This window comes from Sphingobium sp. SA916 (assembly GCF_002894065.1).
GTDB lineage: Bacteria > Pseudomonadota > Alphaproteobacteria > Sphingomonadales > Sphingomonadaceae > Sphingobium > Sphingobium fuliginis.
In genome coordinates this window covers 1-22,694 of the sequence record NZ_LXYF01000075.1, presented here as the reverse complement: position 1 = coordinate 22,694, position 22,694 = coordinate 1, and the positions used below count along the sequence as shown (strand labels likewise).

The window sequence follows — 22,694 nt, the reverse complement described above, 5'->3', positions numbered from 1 at the left end:
CGCAACCCGGCACGCAGCCGCCGCGCCCCGCACCGGGCACGCCCGCGCCGCCTGTCGGCTCCACGCCCGCCACGCCCATCGTGCCGCCCAGCTTCGCCATCACGGACGAGGCCGGGGACAATGCGGCGGAACCGATGAGCGAGGAGGAGCTGGCCGCCGAAAAGCAGAAATACGACCTGCCGGAAAACGCCCATCGCTCACTCGATCGCGTTGGGCCGTTGACGCCGGAGCAGCGGGGGCTGGCTCCCAATGCCTTCGGCGCGCAGTCGGGCCAGTTCCTCGCCGCATTGATGAAGGAAACGCGGGCGCCGATCACCTCCCGCTGGGCGTCGATCCTGCTGCGCCGGGCGCTCTTGTCCGCGACCGATACGCCCCGCGACATCGACGGCGCCGATTGGGTGGCCGAACGCGCCTGGCTGCTGCTGCGCATGGGGGAGGCGGACAGCGCCCGCCTGCTGGTGCAGAGCGTCGATTCCGACCGGTTCACCCCCCGCCTCTATGCCATCGCCATGCAGACCTATCTGGCGACGGCCGATCCGGCGGGACTGTGTCCGCTGTCGGCGGGCGCGCTGCGGTTCAGCAAGGAGCCGGGCTGGGACATGACACGCGCCATATGCCCGGCGCTTTCAGGAGATCAGGGTTCGGCCAGCGGGGCGCTCAACCAGGCGCAACGGCGGGGCGTGGTGCGCGGCATCGACTATCGGCTGGCGGAAAAGGTCGTGGGCACCGGATTCAACGCCCGCAGGTCGGTGAAGATCGAATGGGACGCGGTGGACCGGCTGACGGCCTGGCGTTTCGGCCTCGCGACGGCGCTCAATGTCGAGATACCCGATGATCTCTATGCCACGGTCGGGCCCCATGTCCGCGCCTGGGAAGCGCGTGCGCCTGCCTTGTCCGCCGTTCGTCGCCTGCCGGGCGCAGAGGTGGCGGCTCGGCTCGGCGTCTTTTCCTCGCAGGCGCTGGTTGGCTTCTACAGCCAGTTGCAATCCGACGGCGACGTGCCCGCCAATGCGGCCGACCGGGTGGACGCGCTGCGCACCGCCTATGCCGGATCGGGGACGGACGAGCGGCTCCAGGCGATGCGGACAGTTTGGCAGAATGAGGCGCGGCCGGATTTCGTCGGCTTGATCGCGACGGCGCGGGCGGCCGCGGCGCTGCCGGTTTCGGAGCTGAGCGCGCGCGATGCCGCCAATCTGGTCGCGGCCATGTTCACCGCCGGTTATGACCGCGGCGCGGCGCAATGGTCGCGGCTTGCGGCGCAGGCGGACGGTGACGGCGCGGCCGACCTTTGGGCCTTGCTGGCGGTCGGTGCGCCGAGCGCGGTGGTGGAGATCGGGTCGGGACGGGTTTCCTCCTTCGCCAAGGATGCCAATCCCCACAAGGCGCAGATGCTGATCGCAGCGCTGGCGGGACTGTCGCGGCTCAATGCGCAGGACGGTGCGGCGCTGGCGCAGGATTATGGTTTCGATCTGGCTGCCGCCAGCCGCTGGTCGCGCGCCATCGATGCGGCGGCCGGCCGGGGCGAGAAGGGCAGCGTCGCGCTGCTGGCGGCGGTCGGCATGCAGACCGCCGACTGGAACCGGCTCCCGGCCTTCCACCTCTACCACATCGTCGCGGCACTGCATCGGGTCGGGCTTGACCCCGAAGCCCGGATGATCGCCGCGGAGGCGATGACGCGGCTCTGATGGGAGAGGATGCCGCGCTTATCGACCGCTTTCTGGAAATGATGGCGGCCGAACGGGGTGCCTCGCGCAACACGCTGCTGGCCTATCGCGCGGACCTGCAGGGGGCGGCGGACCTTGTCGGCGGCCTGGCGGTCGCCACCAAGGATGGCCTGGCGGAACTGGCGACGGCCTGGGCGGAACTGGCGGCCTCTTCCGTCGCCCGCAAGTCTTCCGCCCTGCGCGCCTTCTACGCCTTTCTGGAGGAGGAGGGGCTGCGCGCCGACAATCCTTCCGCTGCCCTGCCGCGTCCCGTCACCCGCCGGCCGCTGCCCAAGATCCTTTCGACGGGCGAAGTCGAATCCCTGTTCGCCCTGATCGCGGCGAAGCTGGCTGTCGAGCATCCCGCGCCGCTGGACCTGCGGCTGTCCGCGCTGATCGAGCTGCTTTACGGATCGGGGCTGCGGGCGACGGAACTGGTGTCGCTGCCGCGCCGCGCCCTGGCATCCGACCGGCCCTTCCTGATCCTGAGGGGGAAGGGCGGGCGCGAGCGGCTGGTGCCGATTTCAGACCGCGCCCGCGCCGCCGTGGCGGCCTGGCTGCCGCATGTTCCGGCCGACAGCCCCTGGCTCTTTCCGTCGGGCAAGAGCCATGTCAGCCGGATCCGCCTCTATCAGATGGTGAAGGCGCTGGCCGCCGCTGCCGGCATCGCGCCGGATCGGGTCAGCCCCCATGTGCTGCGCCATGCCTTCGCCACGCATTTGCTGGAAGGCGGGGCGGACCTGCGCGCGCTGCAATCCATGCTGGGCCATGCCGACATCGGCACCACGCAAATCTATACCCATGTCGACAGCCGCAGGCTGGTCGAACTGGTCAACAGCCGCCATCCGCTGGCTTCCATGACGCATCGGCGCGTTGACGGCGAAGCGTCTGCGCCCTAACGCCATGCCCATGGTTAGTTTTCTCGAATTCGAAAAGCCGATTGCCGAACTGGAAGCGCGCATCATCGAATTGCGCGCGACCGCCAATGCGGGCGACATCGACATCAGCGGCGAGATCGACAAGCTGGAGCAGCGCGCCTCCAAAATGCTGGTCGACACCTATGCGAAGCTGTCGCCCTGGCAGAAGACGCAGGTCGCCCGCCATCCCGACCGTCCGCATTTCAAGGATTATGTCGCGGGCATGTTCGACAATTTCATGCCCCTGGCCGGCGACCGCGCCTTTGCCGACGATCAGGCGATCATCGGCGGCTTCGCTACGCTGGGCGAGCGGCGCGTGATGGTGATCGGCCATGAGAAGGGGGACGATACCGCAAGCCGCGTCCGCCATAATTTCGGCATGGCCAAGCCGGAGGGCTATCGCAAGGCGATCCGCCTGATGCAGCTGGCCGACCGTTTCGGCCTGCCGGTGGTGACGCTGGTCGATACGTCGGGCGCTTTCCCCGGCGTGCAGGCGGAGGAGCGCGGTCAGGCGGAGGCGATCGCCCGTTCGACGGAACAATGCCTGGCGCTGGGGGTGCCGATGGTGGCCGCCGTGGTGGGTGAGGGCGGCTCCGGCGGTGCGGTGGCGCTGGCGGCGGCCAATCGCGTGCTGATGTTCGAACATGCCGTCTATTCGGTGATCTCTCCCGAAGGTTGCGCCTCCATCCTCTGGCGCACGGCGGAAAAGGCAAGCGACGCCGCGACCGCCATGCAGGTGACGGCGCAGCATCTGAAGGCGCTTGGCGTCATCGACCGGATCGTGCCGGAGCCGGTCGGCGGCGCCCATCGCGAGCCGGTGCAGGCCATCGCCAATCTGGGCGCGGCGATCGGGGAGGAACTGGATTCGCTCTCGGGTCTTGGCGGCGATGCGCTGCGTACCGATCGCGCCGACAAGTTTCTGGCGATAGGCGTCTGACCGCGCGATCCTCTGTTTCGGGGAACATCCGCCTGCTATTGCTCGTTACGCGAAGGTAACAGGGGTAGCAGGAGGCGCCGTGAAACGAACATCATCTCTGGCTGTCGCCGGGCTGGGCCTGATCGTCCTGACGGCCGCGCCGTCCGCAGACGGCCAGCAGCGGGCGATCCGTACGGTTTCGTCGATCAGTCCGCAGGAAAAGGAAGCGGGCGCCAAGCAGCATCCCCAGCTTCTCAACGAATTTGGCGGCGCCTATGCCGGGCCGCAGGCGAAATATGTGGAGGGCGTGGGCCGACGCATCGCGGTCCAGTCCGGCCTGTCCAATGCGCAGGGGGACTTCACCGTCACCCTGCTCAATTCGCCGGTGAACAACGCCTTCGCCATTCCCGGCGGCTATGTCTATGTGACGCGCCAGCTCATGGCGCTGATGAATGACGAGGCGGAGCTGGCCGGCGTGCTCGGTCATGAGATCGGCCATGTCGCGGCGCAGCATGGCCAGAGGCGGCAGCAGGCGGCGCAGCGCAACGCCATTGGCGGTACCCTGTTGCAGGTGCTGACGGGCGCTCTGCTGGGCGATTCGGCGCTCACCGGCATGTTGCAGAAGGGGATTGGACAAGGCAGCCAGTTGCTGACGCTCAAATTCTCGCGCAGCCAGGAATATGAGGCGGACGATCTGGGTATCCGCTATCTTGCATCGGGCGGTTACGATCCCAAGGCCCTGTCATCCATGCTGGCCTCGCTCGCGGCGCAGAGCAGCCTGGATGCCCGGGTCACCGGCAGTTCCCGTTCGGTGCCGGAATGGGCAAGCACCCATCCCGACCCCGCCTCGCGCGTTGGCCGCGCGTCACGCAATGCAGCCGGCAGCGGCTCCACCAGCACGGTCCGCAACCGGGACGCGTTCCTGAACGCCCTCAACGGCGTTCTCTATGGCGACGATCCGAAACAGGGCGTGATCGAGGGCAGCCGCTTCCGCCATCCCGATTTGCGGGTCAGCTTCACCGCGCCATTGGGCTTCGGCATGGAAAATGGCGCGAGCGCCGTCAGCGTCGTGGGGTCGGGCGGCCAGGCGCAGTTCAGCGCCGCACCCTATTCGGGCGATCTGTCCGTCTATATCGACTCAGTGTTCGCGAAGCTGGGCGGCGGCAATGGCGACGTTCCGGCCGGAGAGGTGCGGCGCACCACCGTCAACGGCCTGCCCGCAGCCTGGCGCACCGTTCGCGCCAGCACCCAGTCCAGCCAGGTGGATGCGACGGTTTTCGCTTATGATTTCGGCGGCGGGAAAGCCTATCATTTCCTGCTGCTGACGGCGGCGGGGCAGGGGATCGGTCCCTTTTCCCCCATGGTGCAGTCGGTACAACGTCTTTCGGCCCAGGACGCGGCGGCGATCAAGCCTCGGCGGGTCGATGTCGTGACTGTAAAGGCTGGCGACACCGTCCAGTCCCTCGCCAAACGCATGGCCTATACGGATTATCCGCTGGACCGGTTCCTGACGATCAACGCCCTGACGGCGAATAGCGTGCTGCGTCCCGGGCAGCGGGTCAAGATCGTGACCTGGTGAAGTTGGGCGCAATGAAAAGGGCGACGGAATTGCTTCCGTCGCCCTTTTTTCGTCAATGTGGTTCGAGCTTACTTCAGGTTGCCCGAAACATTGTTGAAGGTGTTGCCGAGCTTGCCGCCCAGGCTGGTCATGGCGCCGATGGCGGCGACAGCGATGAGCGCGGCGATCAGGCCATATTCAATGGCGGTCGCACCCTTTTCATTCTTCATCATCTTGCGGATGAACTGCATTGGAAGTCTCCTTGCGTCAAATTTCACGTTTAACTACCCGGCCGCCCCCCGCTTGGAATGAAGGTCAGCTTGGGACGGTGTAGAGAGTGCGGGTTGATAAAGATTTAATGGAGCGCAGCAGGTGTCAGACATAAATGGTTAATGCGCCAGGACTTCCGTCGCGACATTGTTCCACATGCCGATGGTCTTGTTGGCGACGTTGGACAGGGCACTGACTATGGCCAGGCAGATGAGGGCGAGGATCAACCCATATTCCACCGCCGTCGCTCCGCGCTGGCAGTAGATCAGCTTCCAGAAGCTGAAATTTTTGAATAATGCCCGCATGCCGCACCCCATTTACACACAGCCCCGGATGCCCTTGTAAAAGGGGCAGAGTTAACAAACCCCTCAAGCGGAACCATTATGACGATAATTTCTCCTCTGCTGGTGGTCGCCGCCGCCCTGGTCGACGCGGATGGCCGGGTGCTGTTGCAGCAGCGGCCGCCAGGCAAGCCGATGGCGTATCTCTGGGAGTTTCCCGGTGGCAAGGTCGAGCCGGGGGAAGCGCCTGAAACCGCGCTGATCCGGGAACTGGAGGAGGAATTGGGCATTCGCACCCATGCGAGCTGCCTGGCACCCGCGACCTTCGCGAGCGAGCCGCTGGGCGACCGCCATCTGCTGCTGCTGCTCTATGTCTGCCGCAAGTGGCAAGGAATAGCGGAAGCGCGTCATGCGACCGCGCTGCAATGGGTCAGGCCGGCGCAAATGTATGCGCTGGAGATGCCGCCGGCCGACCTGCCGCTGATCGGTTTGCTCGATTCGCTGATTTAAATGGGCTGAATGACGCCTGCTTCCGTCTTCGCATGAGCACAATGTCATTCCCACCGCTGATCCGAAGCGTCAGTGGCGGGGCAGGCATGCCGGATAGGCCCGCCCGCCCGTGATCCCTTATTCTTCCGCAGCCTTGCTCTGCAGCTGGATATAGTTCTGGATGCCCATGCGCTCGATCATCTCGAACTGGGTTTCCAGCGTGTCGACATGCTCTTCCTCGCTTTCGAGGATATGCTGGAACAGATCCCGGCTCACATAGTCACGGATCGATTCGCAATAGGCGATGGCGTCCTTCAGCACCGGCAGGGCTTCATATTCCAACTCGAGGTCGGCTTTCAGGATTTCTTCCACCGTTTCCCCGATCTTCAGCCGGCCGAGCAACTGGAAGTTGGGCAGGCCGTCAAGGAACAGAATGCGCTCCGCCAGCTTGTCCGCATGCTTCATCTCATCGATGGATTCTTCATATTCGAACTTGGCCAGCTTCTCGATGCCCCAATGATTCAGCATGCGATAGTGGAGGAAATATTGATTGATCGCGGTCAGCTCGTTCTTGAGCACCTCGTTCAGATATTCGATAACCTTGGCGTCGCCCTTCATGGCGTTCTTCTCCGGCTGTAGGGGAAAGTGCCGGGATCATAAGCGTTCGGCTGGCGTTTGTTAATCCGCAAAGCCGCCGAAATCCGCCATTTTCTGCTACGCTATTGCGTCAGGTTCGCGTCAATCCGATGCGCCTGCTTCGCAATGGCTTCAAATGGAGGCGCGCTCCGCCGCGATGATCGTGCGGGCGAAGGGCACGCACTGGCCGCATTTCGGACGCCGGCCGAGGCGCGCATAGGCGCTGCAAGGGGTTGCGCAACCTTCACGGGCGACCTCTTTCAGGTCCTTTTCACGGATGGCATTGCAGACACAGACAACCATGCAAATCTCCTGAGGGGGAGATAGCGCAGATGATAATAGGTCGCAATAGGAATTCAGGCGCTGTTGCGAATCTTTTGCGTTTGGCCGCGGGCAAGGCTGCGCCACAGCCACTCCGCCGGGCCAAGGACGAATCGGCGTTTCCAGAGGGGCGACCAGATCAGCATCGTCGCCCATGCCGCGATCACGAACAGCGGCAGCCTGTGGTGCGGAACCTGGCCGAACAGTCCCAGTCCCCAGCCATAGAAGATCCCGCACATGATGAGGCTGCTGCCCAGATAGTTGCTGAGCGCCAGTCGGCCGACGGCCGCGATGCGCCCGGTCAACGATGCGGCAGGGTGGCGCGTGAACAGCCACAGGACCAGGGCCGCCCACCCGACGGCAAGCGGGATGCGGAAGGGGAAGGACCAGGCCAATACCGATCCCAATGCCGTGAGCGGAGCGAACCGGCTGGAAACGATCCACGCCGCCAGCGCCGCCATCGGAATCAGCCCGATCAGGAAGCAGTGCCGCGCCGTCCGCCAATATTGCTCCGCCTCCCATCGGCCGGTGAGGAAACCGCCCTTCAACATCGCCATGCCCAGCAGCATGAACCCCAGCGTATCGAATGCGACGAATGGCAGGGTCGTGAGCCACTGTCCGCCGAACAGGGCGACATGATGGACGAGGATGCCGCCATAGCCGCCGCGATAGACCCTATATTCGCCGCTGATGGCCGCGTGGTCCGGATCGGAAAGCGAAGCGACGAAATCGGCGAAACCCGCACTGACATGGCCGGGAGCATCGGGTGCGGCGGCGGCATGGCCCCAGGCATAGAGCGTGCCGATGAAGCCTGCGCAGATCAGGAAATGCGCCAGGAAGAAGAAAAAGGCCCATTTGACGAGCGCCAGCGGCTCCCTGCGCGCGAATGGCAGCGCCGCCAGCCCGACCAGCGCATAGATCATCAATATGTCGCCCCACCACAGCAGCAGGTAATGGGCAAGGCCGAAGACGAACAGCCAGCCGGCCCGGATCATCTGCGCCCGTCGTCCGTCGCGTCCGGCCATTTCCTCCCGGTCGATCAGCAGCAGCATCGACGCGCCGAACAGCATGGAGAACAGCGCCCGCATCTTGCCGTCCACCAACAGGAAGCTGACGGTCCAGAAGGCAATGTCTCCTGTCGACAGCGGCCCCGCCGCCGCGGGGTTGAAATAGGCCTGTTCGGGCAGGGCGAAGGCCGCGATGTTCATCCAGAGGATTCCCATGACCGCGCAGCCGCGCAGAACGTCCATGGCGGGAATCCGGGCGGAAAGGGCGGTCATCGGTCGGCGCGGTCCTTGAAAGACTGGAAAAGAGAGTGCGGCTCTGTCAATGCGACTAGCCATGAACGGCCACCGCAAGCAACGAATAAGCGACGCTTTCGGCGCGGCTGCGGGGCATTATGACGATCATGCCGGGCCGCAGCGGCTGGCCGCCGCGCTGGTGGCCGATCTTGCGCAGCGGCAGAGGCCTGACGGGGTCGGCCGGATATTGGAGATCGGCTGCGGCACGGGCTTTCTGACACGCGACATCCAGGCGCGCTGGCCGGGCGCCGAACTGGTGGTGACGGATCTGTCGCCGGACATGCTGGCCCGCGCCGCCACGGGCGGACTGGTTGCGGGCACTTTCCTGGCGATGGATGGGGAAGCGCCGATCTTCGACGGCGAATGGTTCGACCTCATTCTTTCCAGTCTGGCCTTTCAATGGTTCGACGATCTGGAAAGCGCGATCGCACGGTTGGCGGGATTGCTGCGCCCGGGGGGCAGCCTGCTTTTCTCGACCATGGGGCAGGGCAGCTTCGCCCGCTGGCGTTCGGCGCATCAGGCCGCCGGATTGAGGCCGGGCATTCCCGACTATCCTTCGCTACCCGCATTGCGGTCCATGCTGGCGCCCTATGAGGACGCCTTCGCCTTCGATGAGGAATATGCCCTGCCATGCGGCGGCGCAAAGGGTTTGATCGCCCATCTCAAGGGCATCGGCGCCGTGGTGCCAAGCGAGGGGAGAAAGCCGCTTCCTCCCCGCGACCTGCGCCGAGTCATGGCGGCCTTCGAAGAGGACGGCGGCGATGACGTCTATCAGATATTGTTCGGCCGGGTGACGCGCGCCGGTTAGAGCGTTTTCCAAGCAGATAGGATCATCGGCTGCTCTAGATACGGGGGCCTTCCGCCCTCAAGGACGCTTCCAGCGCCCTGAGCATCGGCGCTTCCCGCAGCCCCGCCGCTCGCGCGCCATAGAGAAGTCCGACATTCCTCCGCTCACCGAAATCCTTGAGCGCGACCCGCGCCATGCCCGGCCAGCGGTAGCTTTCGGGCATGACCGTTATGCCCAGCCCCGCCGCGACCATCTGCATCACGCGCTCGTCATTGGTCGAGCGCAAGGCGAAATGCGGGCGGACGCCGCGATCGACGAAATAGCGGCTGGTGGCGGAGAGCGCCTCGCAATGGCGGCGCACGATCATCGTTTCGGAGGCGAGTTCTTCGGCAGCCACCACGGCTCTCTCGGCCAGCGGATGGCCGGCGGCCATGGCGATGCCATAGCCTTCCTCTATAACCGATTGCGTCAGGAAGCGGTCCGCGCCCGGCCTGATCAGGGTGAGCGCCACGTCGATCCGCTCCGCGTCCAGGCGCCCCAGCAATTCCCGCTCGCTGCCGGGGATGATCTCGATCCTGCCTTCCTTGGCCATGGCGTGGTCTGCAACGGCGCGGGCGACCAGCTCGCCTGCTATGCTCAGCAGCACGCCGATGCGCAGCACCGGGGCCTGCTCCGCTTTTGCCCCCGCCAGTTCCGCCAGGTTGAATTCGCGCTCGATCCGCCGGGCATGGGTCAGCAGGCGGGCTCCGGCTTCGGTCAGTTCGACCCGCTGGTTGCTGCGCAGGAAAAGCGGAGCACCCACCGCCTGTTCCAGCTTGGAGATGCCCACGGACAAAGTAGGTTGCGACACCAGGCAGTGCGCGGCCGCGCGGGAGAAATTGCCATGGTCCACGACAGCCAGGAAATAGCGGAGCAAATAGCGTTCGATCATAGATAGAAACTATACACTATCCTGCGCCGTTTCAATTTTTCTTGGCGGTTGTTGAACGATAGGATGCGCGGCAAGGAGAGCTTGCCATGACTGATTTCGACTTCGCGCTGGGTGAAAATGCGGAGATGATCCGCGAGACGACCGCCCGTTTCGCCGCCGACCGCATCGCGCCTCTGGCCGCGGAAATCGACGCCAGGGATTGGTTCCCGCGCGACCTGTGGCCGGAAATGGGCGCGCTGGGCCTGCACGGCGTCACCGTGGAGGAAGGCGATGGCGGCCTTGGTCTCGGTTATCTGGAGCATGTGGTTGCGCAGGAGGAGGTGGCGCGGGCTTCCGCCTCCATAGGCCTCAGCTATGGCGCGCACTCCAATCTCTGCGTCAACCAGATCCGCCGCTGGGCCACGCCGGAGCAGAAGGCGCGCTATCTGCCCAAGCTGATCTCCGGCGAGCATGTCGGATCGCTCGCCATGTCGGAGGCGGGGGCGGGGTCGGACGTCGTCTCGATGAAGCTGCGCGCGGAGAAGCGCGGCGATCGCTATGTCCTCAATGGCACCAAATTCTGGATCACCAACGCCACTTATGCCGACACGCTTGTCGTCTATGCCAAGACCGGCGAAGGGTCGCGCGGCATCACCGCCTTCCTGATCGAGAAGGATTTCAAGGGCTTCTCCATCGGGCAGAAGATCGACAAGGTGGGCATGCGCGGATCGCCCACCGCCGAACTGGTCTTCGACGATTGCGAAGTGCCGGAGGAAAACATCATGGGCCCGCTCAACGGCGGCGTCGGCGTGCTGATGTCGGGCCTCGACTATGAGCGGGCGGTGCTGTCGGGCATCCAGCTCGGCATCATGCAGGCCTGTCTCGACGTGGTGCTGCCCTATGTGCGGGAGCGCAAGCAGTTCGGCCAGCCCATCGGCGCTTTCCAGCTCATGCAGGCCAAGGTCGCGGACATGTATGTCGCGCTCAATTCGGCGCGGGCCTATGTCTATGCCGTGGCGCAGGCCTGCGACCGGGGCAGGACGACCCGCTTCGACGCGGCGGGCGCGATCCTGCTGGCCAGCGAGAATGCGATGAAGGTCTCGCTCGAAGCCGTGCAGGCGCTGGGTGGGGCCGGCTATACGAAGGACTGGCCGGTCGAGCGCTACATGCGCGACGCCAAGCTGCTCGACATCGGGGCTGGGACGAACGAAATCCGCCGCATGCTGATCGGTCGCGAACTGATCGGCGTGTGAATGTGCCCCTGCCGTCCGAACTGGGCTCCTGCCTCCGCAAGAGCGGGCAACTCTCTCATGACCGCCCCACGAACAGGAAGCCCACCGCCGCCATGATGCAGAGGAAAGCGGCCAGATGGCGCCAGTGCAGCGGCTCGCCCAGCACCGTCACCATGAATCCGCCGAAGATCAGCAGCGCAATGGCCTCCTGCGCGATCTTGAGCTGGCCCGCGCTCCACCCATGGGCAAAGCCGATGCGGTTGGCGGGCACGGCGAAGCAATATTCGATGAAGGCAATGCCCCAACTGATCAGGATGACCGCGAAAAGGGGCTTATTCATCCCGCCTTTCAGGTGCCAATACCAGGCGGTGGTCATGAACAGGTTGGATATGGTGAGGAGCAGGATGGTAGGCATGGATGACCCCGGATATGCAACCGCAGGGCAGGGGAGCGCAAGAGCATGAGTGCGCCTGTTCTCGACACGAAGCTCTCGGCGGAGAGCGATGCCTTCCGCGCCAACGCCGCGCATAACCGGGCGCTGCGCGACGAACTGCACGCGAAAGTCGCGCAGGCCGCGCTCGGCGGCAGCGAAGCGGCGCGGGCCAAGCATGTGGCGCGCGGCAAGCTGCTGCCCCGCGACCGGGTGGAGCGGCTGCTCGATCCGGGCAGTCCGTTTCTGGAGATCGGCCAGCTCACCGCCAATGACATGTATCACGGCGAAGTGCCCGGCGCGGGCATGATCGCAGGGATCGGCCGGGTGTCGGGACGGCAGGTGATGATCGCCTGCAACGACGCCACGGTGAAGGGCGGCACCTATTATCCGCTGACCGTGAAGAAGCATCTCCGCGCGCAGGAGATCGCAATGGAGAATCGCCTCCCCTGCGTCTATCTGGTCGACAGCGGCGGCGCGAACCTGCCCAATCAGGCGGAGGTCTTTCCGGATCGCGAGCATTTCGGGCGCATCTTCTACAATCAGGCGCAGATGTCGGCGCGGGGCATCCCGCAGATCGCCTGCGTCATGGGAAGCTGCACGGCGGGCGGCGCCTATGTGCCCGCCATGTCGGACGAGACGGTGATCGTGCGCAACCAGGGCACGATCTTCCTCGCCGGGCCGCCGCTGGTGCAGGCCGCGACGGGCGAGGTCATTTCCGCCGAAGACCTGGGCGGCGCGGAAGTGCATGGCCGCCGCTCCGGCGTGGTCGATCATGTGGCGGAGAATGACGAACATGCGCTGACCATCGTGCGGGACATCGTCTCGACGCTGCAACCGGCGCCGGAGATCGACCTCAACCTGCGCGAGCCGAAAGCGCCGAAATACGACCCGGCGGAATTGTACGGCATCATCCCGCAAGATGTCCGCGCTCCCTATGACGTGCGCGAAGTGATCGCCCGCATCGTCGACGGCAGCGAATTTCACGAGTTCAAATCGCTCTACGGCACCACGCTCGTCTGCGGTTTCGCCCATATCTGGGGCATGCCGGTCGCGATCCTCGCGAACAACGGCGTGCTGTTCAGCGAGAGCGCGCAGAAGGGCGCGCATTTCATCGAACTGGCCTGTCAGCGGCGCATTCCGCTGCTGTTCCTCCAGAATATCTCCGGCTTCATGGTCGGCGGCAAATATGAGGCGGAGGGGATCGCCAAGCATGGCGCGAAGCTGGTGACCGCGGTCGCGACCGCCAGCGTGCCCAAGATCACCGTGCTGATCGGCGGCAGCTTCGGCGCGGGCAATTACGGCATGTGCGGCCGGGCCTACAGTCCGCGTTTCCTCTTCACCTGGCCCAACAGCCGCATCTCCGTGATGGGCGGCGAGCAGGCGGCGAGCGTGCTGGCGACCGTCCACCGCGACGCCGCGAAATGGACGCCTGACGAGGCGGAAGCCTTCAAGGCCCCGATCCGCCAGAAATATGAGGATGAGGGCAACCCCTATCACGCCACCGCGCGTCTGTGGGACGACGGCGTGATCGACCCCGCCCAGACCCGCGACGTGCTGGGCCTCGCCTTCGCCGCCACGCTCAACGCCCCGGTCGAGGAGGCGCCCCGCTTCGGGGTGTTCCGCATGTGAGCGGGCGGGACCAAATACCTCCCCGGAACGGGGAGGGGGACCAGCCAAAGGCTGGTGGAGGGGTGTTCTCGGCAACGACTGAAGCCATCCGCACGGCACGCAAAGAACGCCGCAGCGGCAATCTACCGGAAGTCGTCCTGTGGCGCGCCCTGAAGACACGCCCCGGCGGTTTCAAATTCCGGCGCCAGCATCCGATAGACCGCTACAGTCTCGACTTTGCCTGTCTGTCGGCACGACTGGCTATCGAAGTCGACGGCGAAGTCCATTCGCGCGGCCATCGGCCCGCCCGCGATCAGGACCGGGATGCTGCATTGGAACGGCTGGGCTTTCACACTCTCCGCATTCCCGCCCGCGATGTCCTTCAGAATCTGGACAATGTCGTCAAGGCGATCACAGCCGCCTGTGTTGCGCGCCAGCCCCTCCACCAGCCTGCGGCTGGTCCCCCTCCCCATATTGGGGAGGTATTTGGGAGTCTCTCATGATCCAATCCCTGCTCATAGCCAATCGCGGCGAGATCGCCTGCCGCATCATCCGCACCGCCCGGCGTCTCGGCATCCGCACCGTTGCGGTTTATTCCGACGCCGATGCGAAAGCGCTCCACGTCCGCGAAGCCGATGAAGCCGTGCATATCGGCCCATCCCCGGCGCGCGAATCCTATCTGATCGGTGACCGCATCATCGCCGCCGCCCAGGCGACCGGCGCCGAAGCGATCCACCCCGGCTACGGCTTCCTCTCGGAAAACGCCGCCTTCGCGCAGGCCGTCATCGACGCAGGCCTCATCTGGGTCGGTCCCAATCCCTCCAGCATCACCGCCATGGGCCTGAAGGACGCCGCCAAGACGCTGATGGCCGACGCGGGCGTGCCCGTCACCCCCGGCTATCTGGGCGAGGACCAGAGCGCAGAGCGCCTGCAAGCCGAAGCTGATGCCATCGGCTATCCCGTGCTCATAAAGGCGGTTGCAGGCGGCGGCGGCAAGGGCATGCGGCGCGTCGAAGCGGCGGCGGATTTTGCCGACGCGCTGCTTTCCTGCCAGCGGGAGGCGGCGTCCAGCTTCGGCAATGATCAGGTGCTGATCGAAAAATATATCCTCTCGCCCCGCCATATCGAAGTGCAGGTGTTCGGGGACAGCCACGGTCAGGTCGTGCACCTGTTCGAACGCGACTGCTCGCTCCAGCGCCGCCACCAGAAGGTGATCGAGGAAGCCCCCGCACCCGGCATGGAAGCCGCCACCCGCGAAGCCATTTGCGGCGCTGCGGTCCGGGCGGCGCAGGCGGTGGACTATGTCGGCGCGGGCACGATCGAGTTCATCGCGGACGCCAGCGAAGGCCTGCGCGCCGACCGCATCTGGTTCATGGAGATGAACACGCGCCTCCAGGTCGAGCATCCAGTGACGGAGGAGATTACCGGCGTCGATCTGGTCGAATGGCAACTCCGCGTGGCGAGCGGCGAACCGCTGCCGAAAAAGCAGGAGGAGCTGTCGATCAACGGCCATGCCATCGAGGCGCGGCTCTATGCCGAAGACCCTGCCAAAGGCTTCCTGCCCAGCCCCGGCAAGATCGACCGGCTGCTGTTCGACAACCGCGCCCGCGTGGAAACGGGCGTGGAGGAAGGCGATACCGTCAGTTCCTTCTACGACCCGATGATCGCCAAGGTCATCTGCCATGGCGAGGATCGGGAGGAAGCGCGGGGCGACCTGATCCGCTGGCTCGACAGCAGTTTTGTCGGGCCGCTGCACACCAACAAGCCGTTTTTGCACGCTTGCCTTTCCATGGCCGATTTTGCCGAGGGTCGCCTCGACACCGGCCTGATCGAGCGGCAGGGAGAGGCGCTGACAAGGATCGATGGCCCCTCAGGCAGAGTCCTTGCGGCGGCGGGCGAGCGATTCCGCAGGGACTGGCTCGCCCGGAGCGATTGGGACGATCGGTCCTTTCGCGACGGCTTGTTCGGCTTCCGCCTTAACGGACAGTCGAAGACCAAGGTCGACCTGTTCGTGGACAGCCGCCATGTCGTAGTGGAAGCGCAATCGGACGATCTGCGCACCGGTCTCTGCTCCGACATGGAGCGCGACGGCACGATCATCGTCACCGAAGCCGGGCAAAGCTGGTTCTTCAGCCAGACCCCGCCCGTCAAGGCAGGCGGCGCGGCCGCGTCCGACGGCGCGATCCTCTCCCCCATGCCGGGCCGCATCATCGCCGTCGCCGTGGCGCAGGGCGACAAGGTCGCCAAGGGCCAGAAGCTGGTCACACTGGAGGCGATGAAGATGGAGCATAGCCTGACGGCGCCCTTCGACGGCGTAGTGGCGGAACTGGACGCGTCCGAAGGCGGCCAGGTCAGCGAAGGCACGCTGCTGGTGCTGGTTGAGCGGGAGGATGGCTGATGGCGGGCCGCTATTATGACGAATGGCGGATTGGCGACCGGATGACCCATGACATCCGCCGCACGGTGACGGAAACCGACAATCTCCTCTTCTCGACCATGACCCACAACCCCCAGCCGCTGCATCTGGACGCTGAGGCCGCGAAAGCCTCGGAGTTCGGCCAGATCCTCGTCAACGGCACTTTCACCTTCGCGCTGATGGTGGGCCTGTCGGTGGGCGACACGACGCTGGGCACGCTGGTCGCCAATCTGGGCTATGACAAATTGGTCATGCCCAAGCCGGTCTTTATCGGCGACACGATGCGGGCGGACAGCGAAGTGACGGACCTCAAGGAAAGCCGTTCCCGCCCCGAAGCGGGGATCGTGACATTCACCCATCGGCTCTATAACCAGCGGGACGAAATCGTCTGCCAATGCCTGCGCATGGCGCTGCTGAAGAAGAGGCCCACATGAAGCTCCGTTCGCTGCTTTTCGTTCCCGCCGACCGCCCCGAACGCTTCGCCAAGGCGGCGGCCAGCGGCGCCGACGCCATCATCCTGGACCTGGAGGATTCGGTCGCGCCGGAGCGCAAGGCCTATGGGCGGGAGGCGATTGAGGAATGGCTGGCCTCGCCCCGCGACTGCGTGGCCTTCGTCCGGGTGAATCCGCTGGACGGCGATCACACCCGCGCCGACCTGGCCGCCGTGCTGCCCGCCTCGCCGGACGGGATCATGCTGCCCAAGGCGGAAGGCGTGGCCAGCATCCAGGCGCTGATCGCCCTGGCGGACGGCGCAAATGTGCCACCGATCCTGCCCATCGCGACCGAAACGCCCGCCGCCATTTTCGAGCTGGGCACGTTCCGGCAGGTGCGCGAGCGGCTGGCGGGCCTGACCTGGGGGGCGGAGGATCTGCCCGCCTCGGTCGGCGCGTCGACCTCCCGCGAGGAGGACGGCCGCTACACCGCGCCCTTCGAACTGGCGCGCAGCCTGACGCTGTTCGCCGCCCATGCAGCAGGCGTGCCAGCCATCGACACGGTCTTCCCCCAGATCGAGGCGACGGACGATCTCAACGCCTATATAGGAAGGGCGCGTCGCGATGGCTTCACCGGCATGATGGCGATCCATCCGGTACAGGTCGCCGCCATCAATGATGGCTTTACCCCCAGCGAGACCGAAATCGCCCGGGCGAGAGCGGTGATCGAGGCCTTCGCCGCCAATCCGGGTGCAGGGGTGCTGAAACTGGACGGCAAGATGATCGACCGTCCGCATCTGGTCCAGGCGCAGCGGGTGCTGGCCGCCGCCGAATGAAGAAGGGGCCCGGCCGGCGGCCGGACCCTCCCATTTTTACCGGTAACGGCCCTTTTCGAAGGTCGAGCCGCTTGCGCCGCTGAACCGGTCGCTCACATCGTCGTCCTGCGATCCGAACAGGGCCTGCTGCTCCCGCTCGGTGCGCCATGCGGTCTGCGCCTGTTCCGCCGTCTTTTCCAGCGTCACCTTCTGCGCGTCCACCGACCTGATCCAGGATGACGGGATCGAATGATGCATGCCGCCGGATTCCTGATCGCTCTTGGTCAGGATGATGCGGTCGCCGCGCAGCTTGTCGACCGTGCCGACATGCTCGCCGTCGCTGCCGACCACTTCCATATGCTCGCGGACCTGCTGGACCGCCTGGCGCTGCTCGCCGCGGCGGTTCCGCCAACTGCCGAACTCATTGTTGAAGCGTTCGCGATTCTCCCGCTGATATTCGGCATAGTCGCGGTCCAGCTCGTCGATCCGTTGCTGACGCCAGGCATAATAATTGGCGTCGTGATGCTCGCCATAATCATGGTTGGGGCCATAGGCGCGCACCCGATAGCCATGATCCTCGCTGCCGAAGCCGCTGCGTTCGCCGGCAAAGGGCGCATAGCCGCGATTGGGCAGGTAACGCGCCGAATTGGACGCAGAGGCATAGCCGATCCGGCTGCTCTGGTCCCGCGGATCGCCATAGGGCCGGTTGTAATAATCGTCATATTCGCGGCGACGCTCCGCCTCTTCGTCACCGAACCAGCTCCGGATCTCGTCGCCCGCGCGGTCGAAGAAGCCCCGTTCTTCCGGATCATAATCTTCGGGCGGGCGCCGGTTGCCCGATCCGCCATATCCCGATCCCGATCCGCCGAACTGGCCGCGCGTGCCATATCGATAGCTGCGGTCGTCCCGCCAGTCGCGCCGCGCACGGTAACGGTCGGAATCCCGGTCCCAGTCCGTCCAGTTACGATCGCCGTCACCATAGCGACGTCCGCCTTGGTAACCCATTGTCCGTCTCCTTGTCTGCTTTTTGCACGACGTCCTTTCGGGAGCGTCGTCACCGCACCAATGAGCATGCGGCCGCATCGTTCCGGGCGTTACGCAGGAGTAATGTTCCGCCTTGGCCCCGACAGAGCGGCTGCGCTGCGCGGTTCCGGGCCTGTTCGCGGCCGTCGCATTTTGCGCAAAAAGACCGTTGCATGGGCGCAATCGCTCGCTTATAGGCAGCGCTCCTTTACGGGGCCGTAGCTCAGCTGGGAGAGCGCGTCGTTCGCAATGACGAGGTCAGGGGTTCGATCCCCCTCGGCTCCACCATTTTCCATTGAAATTATTGGATTATTTTCCCCTTTTTGGGGCGGGCCTAAGTTGGGGCCTAATTTCAGCTTTTTTCTTGCGCTGCTGCCGGCGACCTCGGGTTTGATAACGGGCGGTGGCTTTTGCTCATCTTTGCTTGCTCCAAACCGCTTGTCGCCGCTCGTCGATCTTGGAAGCGAGCCGAGTTGATGCAGACTTGCGGCATGATCCCTAAGAGCATCGAAATCATAATCCGCGTGTCGGGGGTTCAAGTCCCTCCTCCGCTACCATTCCCTCACCCACCTCGAACGACGATTTTTGGCGGTTTTCCGCCGGTTTGAGGTGGTGAAAGAGGCGCGAATCGGACAAGCAGGCGACAGGCCCTTCAGGACAGATTTGGTCAGTTCGAGCCAGATTTGGACGCCCATTGTGCCGTTATTTGTGTCATCCTTTTATCGCCTCGCATTGCCGAGGTTACGATGGGAAAAGCCCAGCATTTCAGCACTTCTGTCATAGATGCCCAGTGCGAGGGCAAGCATCCCGACCCGTCGATGGCCGGACTCTGTGTCATCGTTAGTGGCACCGGCCGTAAGGTCTGGCAGTTTTGCCGCCGCATCGCGAAGTCAGGCCTGGTCATCACTCTGAAGCTTGGAGCGTATCCAGCCCACTCGATCGCGGCCGCTCGGCAGTGGGCTTCGGGTTTGAATGACGCAATCGAGCGAGGGGAGGACCCGCGCATCGGCATGCGACTCGAAAAAACAAAGGGACTTACGGTCTGCGACGCCTTGTACCTGGCGACCATGAAGCGCGGCGAGCGGAAAGCCCTTAAACCCCGCACTCTGGCGGACAAGGAGATCATCTTCGAGCGGGACATCAAGCCTCGGCTCGGCAGGAAGGTGCTTGTCGAACTCACTGAGGATGAATGCTGGGACGCAGTCTACGACAAAGCAAAGATGTCCAAAGATCGCGCCAACAAGATGGCGGGGGAGTTGAGCTGCTTTCTGCGCTGGTGCGCCGGGCGAGAGGGCAAAATGGCTGGGCTGGCGTTGCAGGCCCACCCTGCTGTAACGCTCAATTCCAACTGGTTCGCCACAGGCCCCAAGGCGAACAAGCGCTTTCTCAGCTCCGAGGAACTCGGATGGCCTCTCCAGGCCCTTGCGCCCGAGGCCCATTATTACCGCCGCGGCATTTTGCTCCTTCTCCTGACAGCGGCCCGCAGGAATGAGCTGTTCGGGGCGCCTGCTGCGGAGGTTTCCAATGGGGTGTGGACGCGGCCGCCTAGGCGCTCCAAAAATGGCGAAGAGAACATCGTCATGCTTGGGCCCTGGGGGCGGCAACTGATGCAGACCAACCATGAATGGCTCTTCCTTCGAGTCTCGTCGATGGGCCGCAGCTTTGTGGGTGGTTCAAGGTGCGCGATCGTATCCTTGATCGGATGAGGAAGCTTTCTGGTCAGGCAGTTCCCTCTTGGCATTTCCATGACCTTCGGCGGGCGTTTTGCTCTCATGCGCGAGGTATCGGTATCGACCGCGACATCGCAGAGCTGATGTTGAACCATAAGCGCAAGGGCATTGAGGGCGTTTATGACAAGAACCAGGAATTGGACCTCCGTGCGAGCGGGTTTGCCGCCTGGGAGCGCTTTCTCGCCAATGTTGCATCGGCAGTAGGGTTATCGACGCTTCTAGGCGTCCCGGGAGACGAGGAGGGTGTTGATTAGCTTGCGTGACACTCCGGCTCGACCTGATTCGTGGAACCGTCATGGAGGCCGATGAGAAAAATTCTTCTGCGGGGGCGCATTGGCCTTCGCTCAGGTGTCAATGATTTGGGAATGAAAGGGCTGCTTCCGGCGGCGCCTCTCCACGCTGTGCCGTGGTGAGGTGCCGCATAGGTGGTAGCCAGAAGAGGTGGTGCGCCACAGCCCACGGCGCCTCGTTCGTCTGCCTCTCGTATTAAGGGGGCGCCATTATGGCGACGAGCGAGTGAACGCGATCGGTGATCTGATAGCTGTTGAGTCTAGAATGAATCGGTTGATCCGTATTTGTTCGACAGGCGCATCTTCGAGGGAGGCAGAGGGGCGCCGTCGAAGGCCGCTGCTCGCGCCATGGCAGATAAATTTGGCTAAGAGTTTTATGCTCGATCGGCTCGCGTCCCCGGTAGCTATCGCTGATATTGCTTCAAATTGTCGGCTCTCGGTGAGCTACTTCGAGCGCGCCTTTGCGAATTCGGTTGGGGTCGCTCCCTACGCATGGTTGCTCGAACAGCGTCTCACGCGAGCAAAAAATATGCTGGGCGGCGCCGCAGTGCCGATTGCCCAGATTGCCCTTGATTGCGGCTTCGTTGATCAAGCTCATTTTACCAATACGTTCTCGCGAAAAATCGGCCTTACTCCTGGAAAATGGCGCAGTGAAAATTCGCCTGGGCGTCTCTAGCGGCAATGATCCCAAAGTTAGGCGTTACAGGAATGGGAAATCAGGCGCATAGTGTTGAGATTCCGATTTCAATACCGCCACAAGGATCAATGCGCCTGGAAGAATCGAACTCAGGAAACTTAAGGTTATCTGCCATTGGTTTACTCGGACCTTGCCTTGATGTCGGGTTTCGGCCTGTGGTGAAGAGTGGCAGGGGGCATTTCCGCTCTATTCTTCTCATCCGCTGCTACTTTCAGATCTCAGATGGAGCCGCATTGCCTGTCCGCGCACGAGGAGCCAATCGGGGAGAAGGATTTTTGATTTCAAGAACGTCACAGCGGTTGAAGTGAAAGTCGCGACGAATCATGGGCCTTAAGCGGGACGACCCTCATTCGAATCTTGATGGCACCGAACGTGAAGATCAGTCGGTCGCCGCGCTGGAGCTTCGAGGAGGGAATCTGCAGCCGGTGTCTGAACTGCTGCAACTTTTGACAGCGAATTACGCAGGCCTTCTGCACAGGTTGGCGGGCAAGTTCGGGTCGATCGATTTCGCTGCTGATACGCTGCATGACCTCTATGTTAAACTTCGAAGTGGCACGGTGACACATGAGGTGAGCAAGCCGAGTGCTTACCTATACCGGATGGCGGTGAATCAGGGTCTCAATAGCCTGCGCCGCGACCAACGCCTTATCTCAATTGATCGGTCCGCGCTTGAGAGCCTTGTTGATATGGCGCCCGACCCAGAAAGAATCGCAGCGGCCATTATGGAGCTCCGAAGTCTTTCACGAGAACTAGACAAGCTACCCGAGCAACGAAGGGTGATTTTTCTTCGGCGATGGAACGATGGCAGAGAAATAACTGCAATTGCAGAGGAGTTCGGTCTTCATCCCAGAACAGTTCAAAAAGAATTGGCACGAACAGAGATTTACTTAAGGAATTACTTCGGACGGAATGTGATTTAGGAGAGTTTTGCTATAATGCTCTGTTCTTCGACGAATGTTGATTTCACAGGTGATAATGCAGAGCGTTTTTAGGTTGGCGGCGTGGCTAGAGCATAATCCGATCTGATTGAATCAAGGGTCTTTTCTTAGACTGGAAAATCTGATTCATCATGTCAGCTGGACGAGGAGGCCAGCCTGGCATGACGAAGTCCATCTCTGAGGATTTGCGCTCGCGGGTGATTTTGGCGGTCGATGGCGGTTTGTCACGGCGCGCGGCAGCCGAGCGTTTTGGAGTTGCGGCGGCGAGCGCGGTTCGCTGGGTTCGCGAATGGCGAGAGACCGGATCGACACGGGCGAAGCCGCAGGGCGGCGACATGCGGTCACGGCGGATTGAAGCCCATCGCGATGTTATTCTCGGTGCGATCGAGGAGCAGGTGGACATCACGCTGGTTGAACTGGCCGAGATGCTGCGATCGGAGCATGGAGCCGTATTTGCACCGAGCACCATCTGGCGCTTCCTCGACCGTCACTCGATGACGGTCAAAAAAAACCGCGCACGCCAGGGAACAGGAGCGGCCCGACGTTCTCGCGCGGCGGCGCGCATGGTTCAAGGCCCAGCCTGATCTCAACCCCGAGCAGTTGGTGTTCATCGATGAAACCGGCGCGTCAACGAAGATGGCGCGTCTGCGCGGACGGGCAAGGCGCGGCATGCGATGCCGGTCGCCAATCCCGCACGCCCATTGGAAAACCACCACCTTCACCGGCGCGTTGCGCTTGACGGGGATGACCGCGCCCATGGTCCTGGACGGCCCCATGACAGGCGAATGGTTCGGGGCCTGTGCCCAGCAGGTTCTGGCCCCAACGCTGCGCCCCGGCGACATCGTTGCGAATTCCAATTGAAGCCGGCCAGGGATTGAACGAACTCGCTGACGCTCGACTGGCGCCTTGGGGCTGGCGGGAATGACCCCCTGGTGGGAGGATTTGGTTGCTGAAGACCAACCCCTCACCAGGAGTTCATCCCATGACAGATG

General features: G+C 63.6%; 26 protein-coding genes and 1 tRNA gene. 19 read left to right on the top strand and 8 right to left on the bottom strand.

Annotated features, from left to right (window positions below):
* The 4 genes from A8G00_RS21400 to A8G00_RS21385 form a co-directional block, all read left to right on the top strand.
* Positions 1-1,685 (top strand): hypothetical protein (locus A8G00_RS21400; RefSeq protein ID WP_172451941.1); only part of this gene is annotated, 1,685 nt, incomplete at its 5' end.
* A complete protein-coding gene (locus tag A8G00_RS21395) occupies positions 1,685-2,602 on the top strand; it encodes a tyrosine recombinase (protein WP_025547876.1) in 918 nt (305 codons plus the stop codon). The genes A8G00_RS21400 and A8G00_RS21395, both read left to right, overlap by 1 nt.
* Before the next feature lie 10 nt (positions 2,603-2,612).
* Positions 2,613-3,557: an acetyl-CoA carboxylase carboxyltransferase subunit alpha gene (locus A8G00_RS21390; protein WP_044661804.1), complete on the top strand. Its 945-nt coding sequence runs from the start codon at positions 2,613-2,615 to the stop codon at positions 3,555-3,557.
* Positions 3,558-3,636: 79 nt separating this feature from the next.
* On the top strand, positions 3,637-5,115 hold the full coding sequence (locus A8G00_RS21385; RefSeq protein WP_099186327.1) for a M48 family metalloprotease: 1,479 nt from the start codon (positions 3,637-3,639) through the stop codon (positions 5,113-5,115).
* Positions 5,116-5,183: 68 nt separating this feature from the next.
* Here A8G00_RS21385 and A8G00_RS21380 read toward each other — a convergent pair whose 3' ends face one another.
* Positions 5,184-5,345 (bottom strand): Flp family type IVb pilin, encoded by a 162-nt coding sequence (locus A8G00_RS21380; RefSeq protein WP_020821044.1) that lies wholly within the window; start codon positions 5,343-5,345, stop codon positions 5,184-5,186.
* A gap of 138 nt (positions 5,346-5,483) precedes the next feature.
* Positions 5,484-5,669 carry a Flp family type IVb pilin gene (locus A8G00_RS21375; protein WP_007682781.1) on the bottom strand — a complete coding sequence of 62 codons (186 nt, stop codon included), beginning with the start codon at positions 5,667-5,669 and terminating at the stop codon, positions 5,484-5,486.
* Between the two features lie 78 nt (positions 5,670-5,747).
* Between A8G00_RS21375 and A8G00_RS21370 the strand changes: the two genes are divergently transcribed.
* Positions 5,748-6,155 (top strand): (deoxy)nucleoside triphosphate pyrophosphohydrolase, encoded by a 408-nt coding sequence (locus tag A8G00_RS21370; protein WP_099186326.1) that lies wholly within the window; start codon positions 5,748-5,750, stop codon positions 6,153-6,155.
* A 117-nt stretch (positions 6,156-6,272) separates the two neighbouring features.
* On the opposite strand, the gene bfr is transcribed toward A8G00_RS21370, so the two are convergent.
* The 3 genes from bfr to A8G00_RS21355 form a co-directional block, all read right to left on the bottom strand.
* Complete coding sequence (gene bfr, locus A8G00_RS21365) at positions 6,273-6,752, bottom strand: bacterioferritin (RefSeq protein WP_025547881.1); 480 nt, start codon at positions 6,750-6,752, stop codon at positions 6,273-6,275.
* A 150-nt stretch (positions 6,753-6,902) separates the two neighbouring features.
* Complete coding sequence (locus A8G00_RS21360; protein ID WP_025547882.1) at positions 6,903-7,073, bottom strand: bacterioferritin-associated ferredoxin; 171 nt, start codon at positions 7,071-7,073, stop codon at positions 6,903-6,905.
* Positions 7,074-7,126: 53 nt separating this feature from the next.
* A complete protein-coding gene (locus A8G00_RS21355; RefSeq protein ID WP_103001619.1) occupies positions 7,127-8,371 on the bottom strand; it encodes a DUF418 domain-containing protein in 1,245 nt (414 codons plus the stop codon).
* A gap of 61 nt (positions 8,372-8,432) precedes the next feature.
* Here A8G00_RS21355 and A8G00_RS21350 point away from each other — a divergent pair, with 61 nt between their 5' ends.
* The gene (locus A8G00_RS21350; RefSeq protein ID WP_044661807.1) at positions 8,433-9,200 is read left to right on the top strand and encodes a methyltransferase domain-containing protein; all 768 of its coding nucleotides are present in this window, start codon (positions 8,433-8,435) and stop codon (positions 9,198-9,200) included.
* Positions 9,201-9,234: 34 nt separating this feature from the next.
* On the opposite strand, the gene A8G00_RS21345 is transcribed toward A8G00_RS21350, so the two are convergent.
* Positions 9,235-10,110: a LysR family transcriptional regulator gene (locus tag A8G00_RS21345; protein ID WP_099186324.1), complete on the bottom strand. Its 876-nt coding sequence runs from the start codon at positions 10,108-10,110 to the stop codon at positions 9,235-9,237.
* 86 nt (positions 10,111-10,196) lie between these two features.
* On the opposite strand from A8G00_RS21345, the gene A8G00_RS21340 reads away from it, so the two are divergent.
* Positions 10,197-11,342 carry an acyl-CoA dehydrogenase family protein gene (locus A8G00_RS21340; RefSeq protein WP_099186323.1) on the top strand — a complete coding sequence of 382 codons (1,146 nt, stop codon included), beginning with the start codon at positions 10,197-10,199 and terminating at the stop codon, positions 11,340-11,342.
* A 55-nt stretch (positions 11,343-11,397) separates the two neighbouring features.
* Here the strand turns inward: A8G00_RS21340 and A8G00_RS21335 are convergent, their stop codons facing one another.
* Positions 11,398-11,736, bottom strand: coding sequence for a DMT family protein (locus A8G00_RS21335; protein ID WP_099186322.1), 339 nt, complete (start codon positions 11,734-11,736; stop codon positions 11,398-11,400).
* 45 nt (positions 11,737-11,781) lie between these two features.
* On the opposite strand from A8G00_RS21335, the gene A8G00_RS21330 reads away from it, so the two are divergent.
* Genes A8G00_RS21330 through A8G00_RS21310 form a run of 5 tightly spaced genes read left to right on the top strand, consistent with a single transcriptional unit; the run spans position 11,782 to position 17,045 of the window.
* The gene (locus tag A8G00_RS21330; RefSeq protein ID WP_099186321.1) at positions 11,782-13,383 is read left to right on the top strand and encodes a carboxyl transferase domain-containing protein; all 1,602 of its coding nucleotides are present in this window, start codon (positions 11,782-11,784) and stop codon (positions 13,381-13,383) included.
* Entirely contained in the window at positions 13,266-13,865 is a 600-nt protein-coding gene (locus A8G00_RS21325) for an endonuclease domain-containing protein (RefSeq protein WP_367379463.1), read from the top strand. The genes A8G00_RS21330 and A8G00_RS21325 overlap by 118 nt, the downstream gene beginning before the upstream one ends.
* Positions 13,862-15,760, top strand: coding sequence for an acetyl/propionyl/methylcrotonyl-CoA carboxylase subunit alpha (locus A8G00_RS21320; protein WP_099186320.1), 1,899 nt, complete (start codon positions 13,862-13,864; stop codon positions 15,758-15,760). Before A8G00_RS21325 ends, A8G00_RS21320 begins: the two co-directional genes overlap by 4 nt.
* Positions 15,760-16,212, top strand: coding sequence for a MaoC family dehydratase (locus tag A8G00_RS21315; RefSeq protein ID WP_099186319.1), 453 nt, complete (start codon positions 15,760-15,762; stop codon positions 16,210-16,212). Before A8G00_RS21320 ends, A8G00_RS21315 begins: the two co-directional genes overlap by 1 nt.
* Complete coding sequence (locus tag A8G00_RS21310) at positions 16,209-17,045, top strand: CoA ester lyase (RefSeq protein WP_099186318.1); 837 nt, start codon at positions 16,209-16,211, stop codon at positions 17,043-17,045. The genes A8G00_RS21315 and A8G00_RS21310 overlap by 4 nt, the downstream gene beginning before the upstream one ends.
* Before the next feature lie 36 nt (positions 17,046-17,081).
* Here the strand turns inward: A8G00_RS21310 and A8G00_RS21305 are convergent, their stop codons facing one another.
* Positions 17,082-18,029, bottom strand: coding sequence for a DUF2171 domain-containing protein (locus tag A8G00_RS21305; protein WP_099186317.1), 948 nt, complete (start codon positions 18,027-18,029; stop codon positions 17,082-17,084).
* Positions 18,030-18,259: 230 nt separating this feature from the next.
* On the opposite strand from A8G00_RS21305, the gene A8G00_RS21300 reads away from it, so the two are divergent.
* The 7 genes from A8G00_RS21300 (at position 18,260) to A8G00_RS21275 (ending at position 22,563) form a co-directional block, all read left to right on the top strand.
* A tRNA-Ala gene (locus A8G00_RS21300) sits at positions 18,260-18,335 on the top strand.
* A 458-nt stretch (positions 18,336-18,793) separates the two neighbouring features.
* Positions 18,794-19,753 carry an integrase family protein gene (locus A8G00_RS21295; protein ID WP_146032634.1) on the top strand — a complete coding sequence of 320 codons (960 nt, stop codon included), beginning with the start codon at positions 18,794-18,796 and terminating at the stop codon, positions 19,751-19,753.
* On the top strand, positions 19,750-20,031 hold the full coding sequence (locus A8G00_RS21290; RefSeq protein ID WP_103001617.1) for a hypothetical protein: 282 nt from the start codon (positions 19,750-19,752) through the stop codon (positions 20,029-20,031). Before A8G00_RS21295 ends, A8G00_RS21290 begins: the two co-directional genes overlap by 4 nt.
* A gap of 397 nt (positions 20,032-20,428) precedes the next feature.
* Positions 20,429-20,743, top strand: coding sequence for an AraC family transcriptional regulator (locus tag A8G00_RS21285; protein ID WP_253258050.1), 315 nt, complete (start codon positions 20,429-20,431; stop codon positions 20,741-20,743).
* A gap of 344 nt (positions 20,744-21,087) precedes the next feature.
* Positions 21,088-21,684: an RNA polymerase sigma factor gene (locus A8G00_RS21280; RefSeq protein ID WP_103001616.1), complete on the top strand. Its 597-nt coding sequence runs from the start codon at positions 21,088-21,090 to the stop codon at positions 21,682-21,684.
* 179 nt (positions 21,685-21,863) lie between these two features.
* The gene (locus tag A8G00_RS24890; RefSeq protein ID WP_172451940.1) at positions 21,864-22,286 is read left to right on the top strand and encodes a helix-turn-helix domain-containing protein; all 423 of its coding nucleotides are present in this window, start codon (positions 21,864-21,866) and stop codon (positions 22,284-22,286) included.
* A 19-nt stretch (positions 22,287-22,305) separates the two neighbouring features.
* Positions 22,306-22,563, top strand: coding sequence for a transposase (locus A8G00_RS21275; protein ID WP_146032631.1), 258 nt, complete (start codon positions 22,306-22,308; stop codon positions 22,561-22,563).
* Positions 22,564-22,694: the final 131 nt, after the last annotated feature.

Bases quoted from the DNA above. Each gene is read 5' to 3' on its own strand.
- A8G00_RS21395 (WP_025547876.1), top strand. From the start codon at position 1,685: ATGGGAGAGGATGCCGCGCTTATCGACCGCTTTCTGGAAATGATGGCG.
- A8G00_RS21390 (WP_044661804.1), top strand. From the start codon at position 2,613: ATGGTTAGTTTTCTCGAATTCGAAAAGCCGATTGCCGAACTGGAAGCG.
- A8G00_RS21380 (WP_020821044.1), bottom strand. From the start codon at position 5,345: ATGCAGTTCATCCGCAAGATGATGAAGAATGAAAAGGGTGCGACCGCC.
- A8G00_RS21375 (WP_007682781.1), bottom strand. From the start codon at position 5,669: ATGCGGGCATTATTCAAAAATTTCAGCTTCTGGAAGCTGATCTACTGC.
- A8G00_RS21370 (WP_099186326.1), top strand. From the start codon at position 5,748: ATGACGATAATTTCTCCTCTGCTGGTGGTCGCCGCCGCCCTGGTCGAC.
- bfr (WP_025547881.1), bottom strand. From the start codon at position 6,752: ATGAAGGGCGACGCCAAGGTTATCGAATATCTGAACGAGGTGCTCAAG.
- A8G00_RS21360 (WP_025547882.1), bottom strand. From the start codon at position 7,073: ATGGTTGTCTGTGTCTGCAATGCCATCCGTGAAAAGGACCTGAAAGAG.
- A8G00_RS21355 (WP_103001619.1), bottom strand. From the start codon at position 8,371: ATGACCGCCCTTTCCGCCCGGATTCCCGCCATGGACGTTCTGCGCGGC.
- A8G00_RS21350 (WP_044661807.1), top strand. From the start codon at position 8,433: ATGAACGGCCACCGCAAGCAACGAATAAGCGACGCTTTCGGCGCGGCT.
- A8G00_RS21345 (WP_099186324.1), bottom strand. From the start codon at position 10,110: ATGATCGAACGCTATTTGCTCCGCTATTTCCTGGCTGTCGTGGACCAT.
- A8G00_RS21340 (WP_099186323.1), top strand. From the start codon at position 10,197: ATGACTGATTTCGACTTCGCGCTGGGTGAAAATGCGGAGATGATCCGC.
- A8G00_RS21335 (WP_099186322.1), bottom strand. From the start codon at position 11,736: ATGCCTACCATCCTGCTCCTCACCATATCCAACCTGTTCATGACCACC.
- A8G00_RS21330 (WP_099186321.1), top strand. From the start codon at position 11,782: ATGAGTGCGCCTGTTCTCGACACGAAGCTCTCGGCGGAGAGCGATGCC.
- A8G00_RS21320 (WP_099186320.1), top strand. From the start codon at position 13,862: ATGATCCAATCCCTGCTCATAGCCAATCGCGGCGAGATCGCCTGCCGC.
- A8G00_RS21315 (WP_099186319.1), top strand. From the start codon at position 15,760: ATGGCGGGCCGCTATTATGACGAATGGCGGATTGGCGACCGGATGACC.
- A8G00_RS21310 (WP_099186318.1), top strand. From the start codon at position 16,209: ATGAAGCTCCGTTCGCTGCTTTTCGTTCCCGCCGACCGCCCCGAACGC.
- A8G00_RS21305 (WP_099186317.1), bottom strand. From the start codon at position 18,029: ATGGGTTACCAAGGCGGACGTCGCTATGGTGACGGCGATCGTAACTGG.
- A8G00_RS21295 (WP_146032634.1), top strand. From the start codon at position 18,794: ATGGGAAAAGCCCAGCATTTCAGCACTTCTGTCATAGATGCCCAGTGC.
- A8G00_RS21290 (WP_103001617.1), top strand. From the start codon at position 19,750: ATGAGGAAGCTTTCTGGTCAGGCAGTTCCCTCTTGGCATTTCCATGAC.
- A8G00_RS21280 (WP_103001616.1), top strand. From the start codon at position 21,088: ATGGGCCTTAAGCGGGACGACCCTCATTCGAATCTTGATGGCACCGAA.
- A8G00_RS24890 (WP_172451940.1), top strand. From the start codon at position 21,864: ATGACGAAGTCCATCTCTGAGGATTTGCGCTCGCGGGTGATTTTGGCG.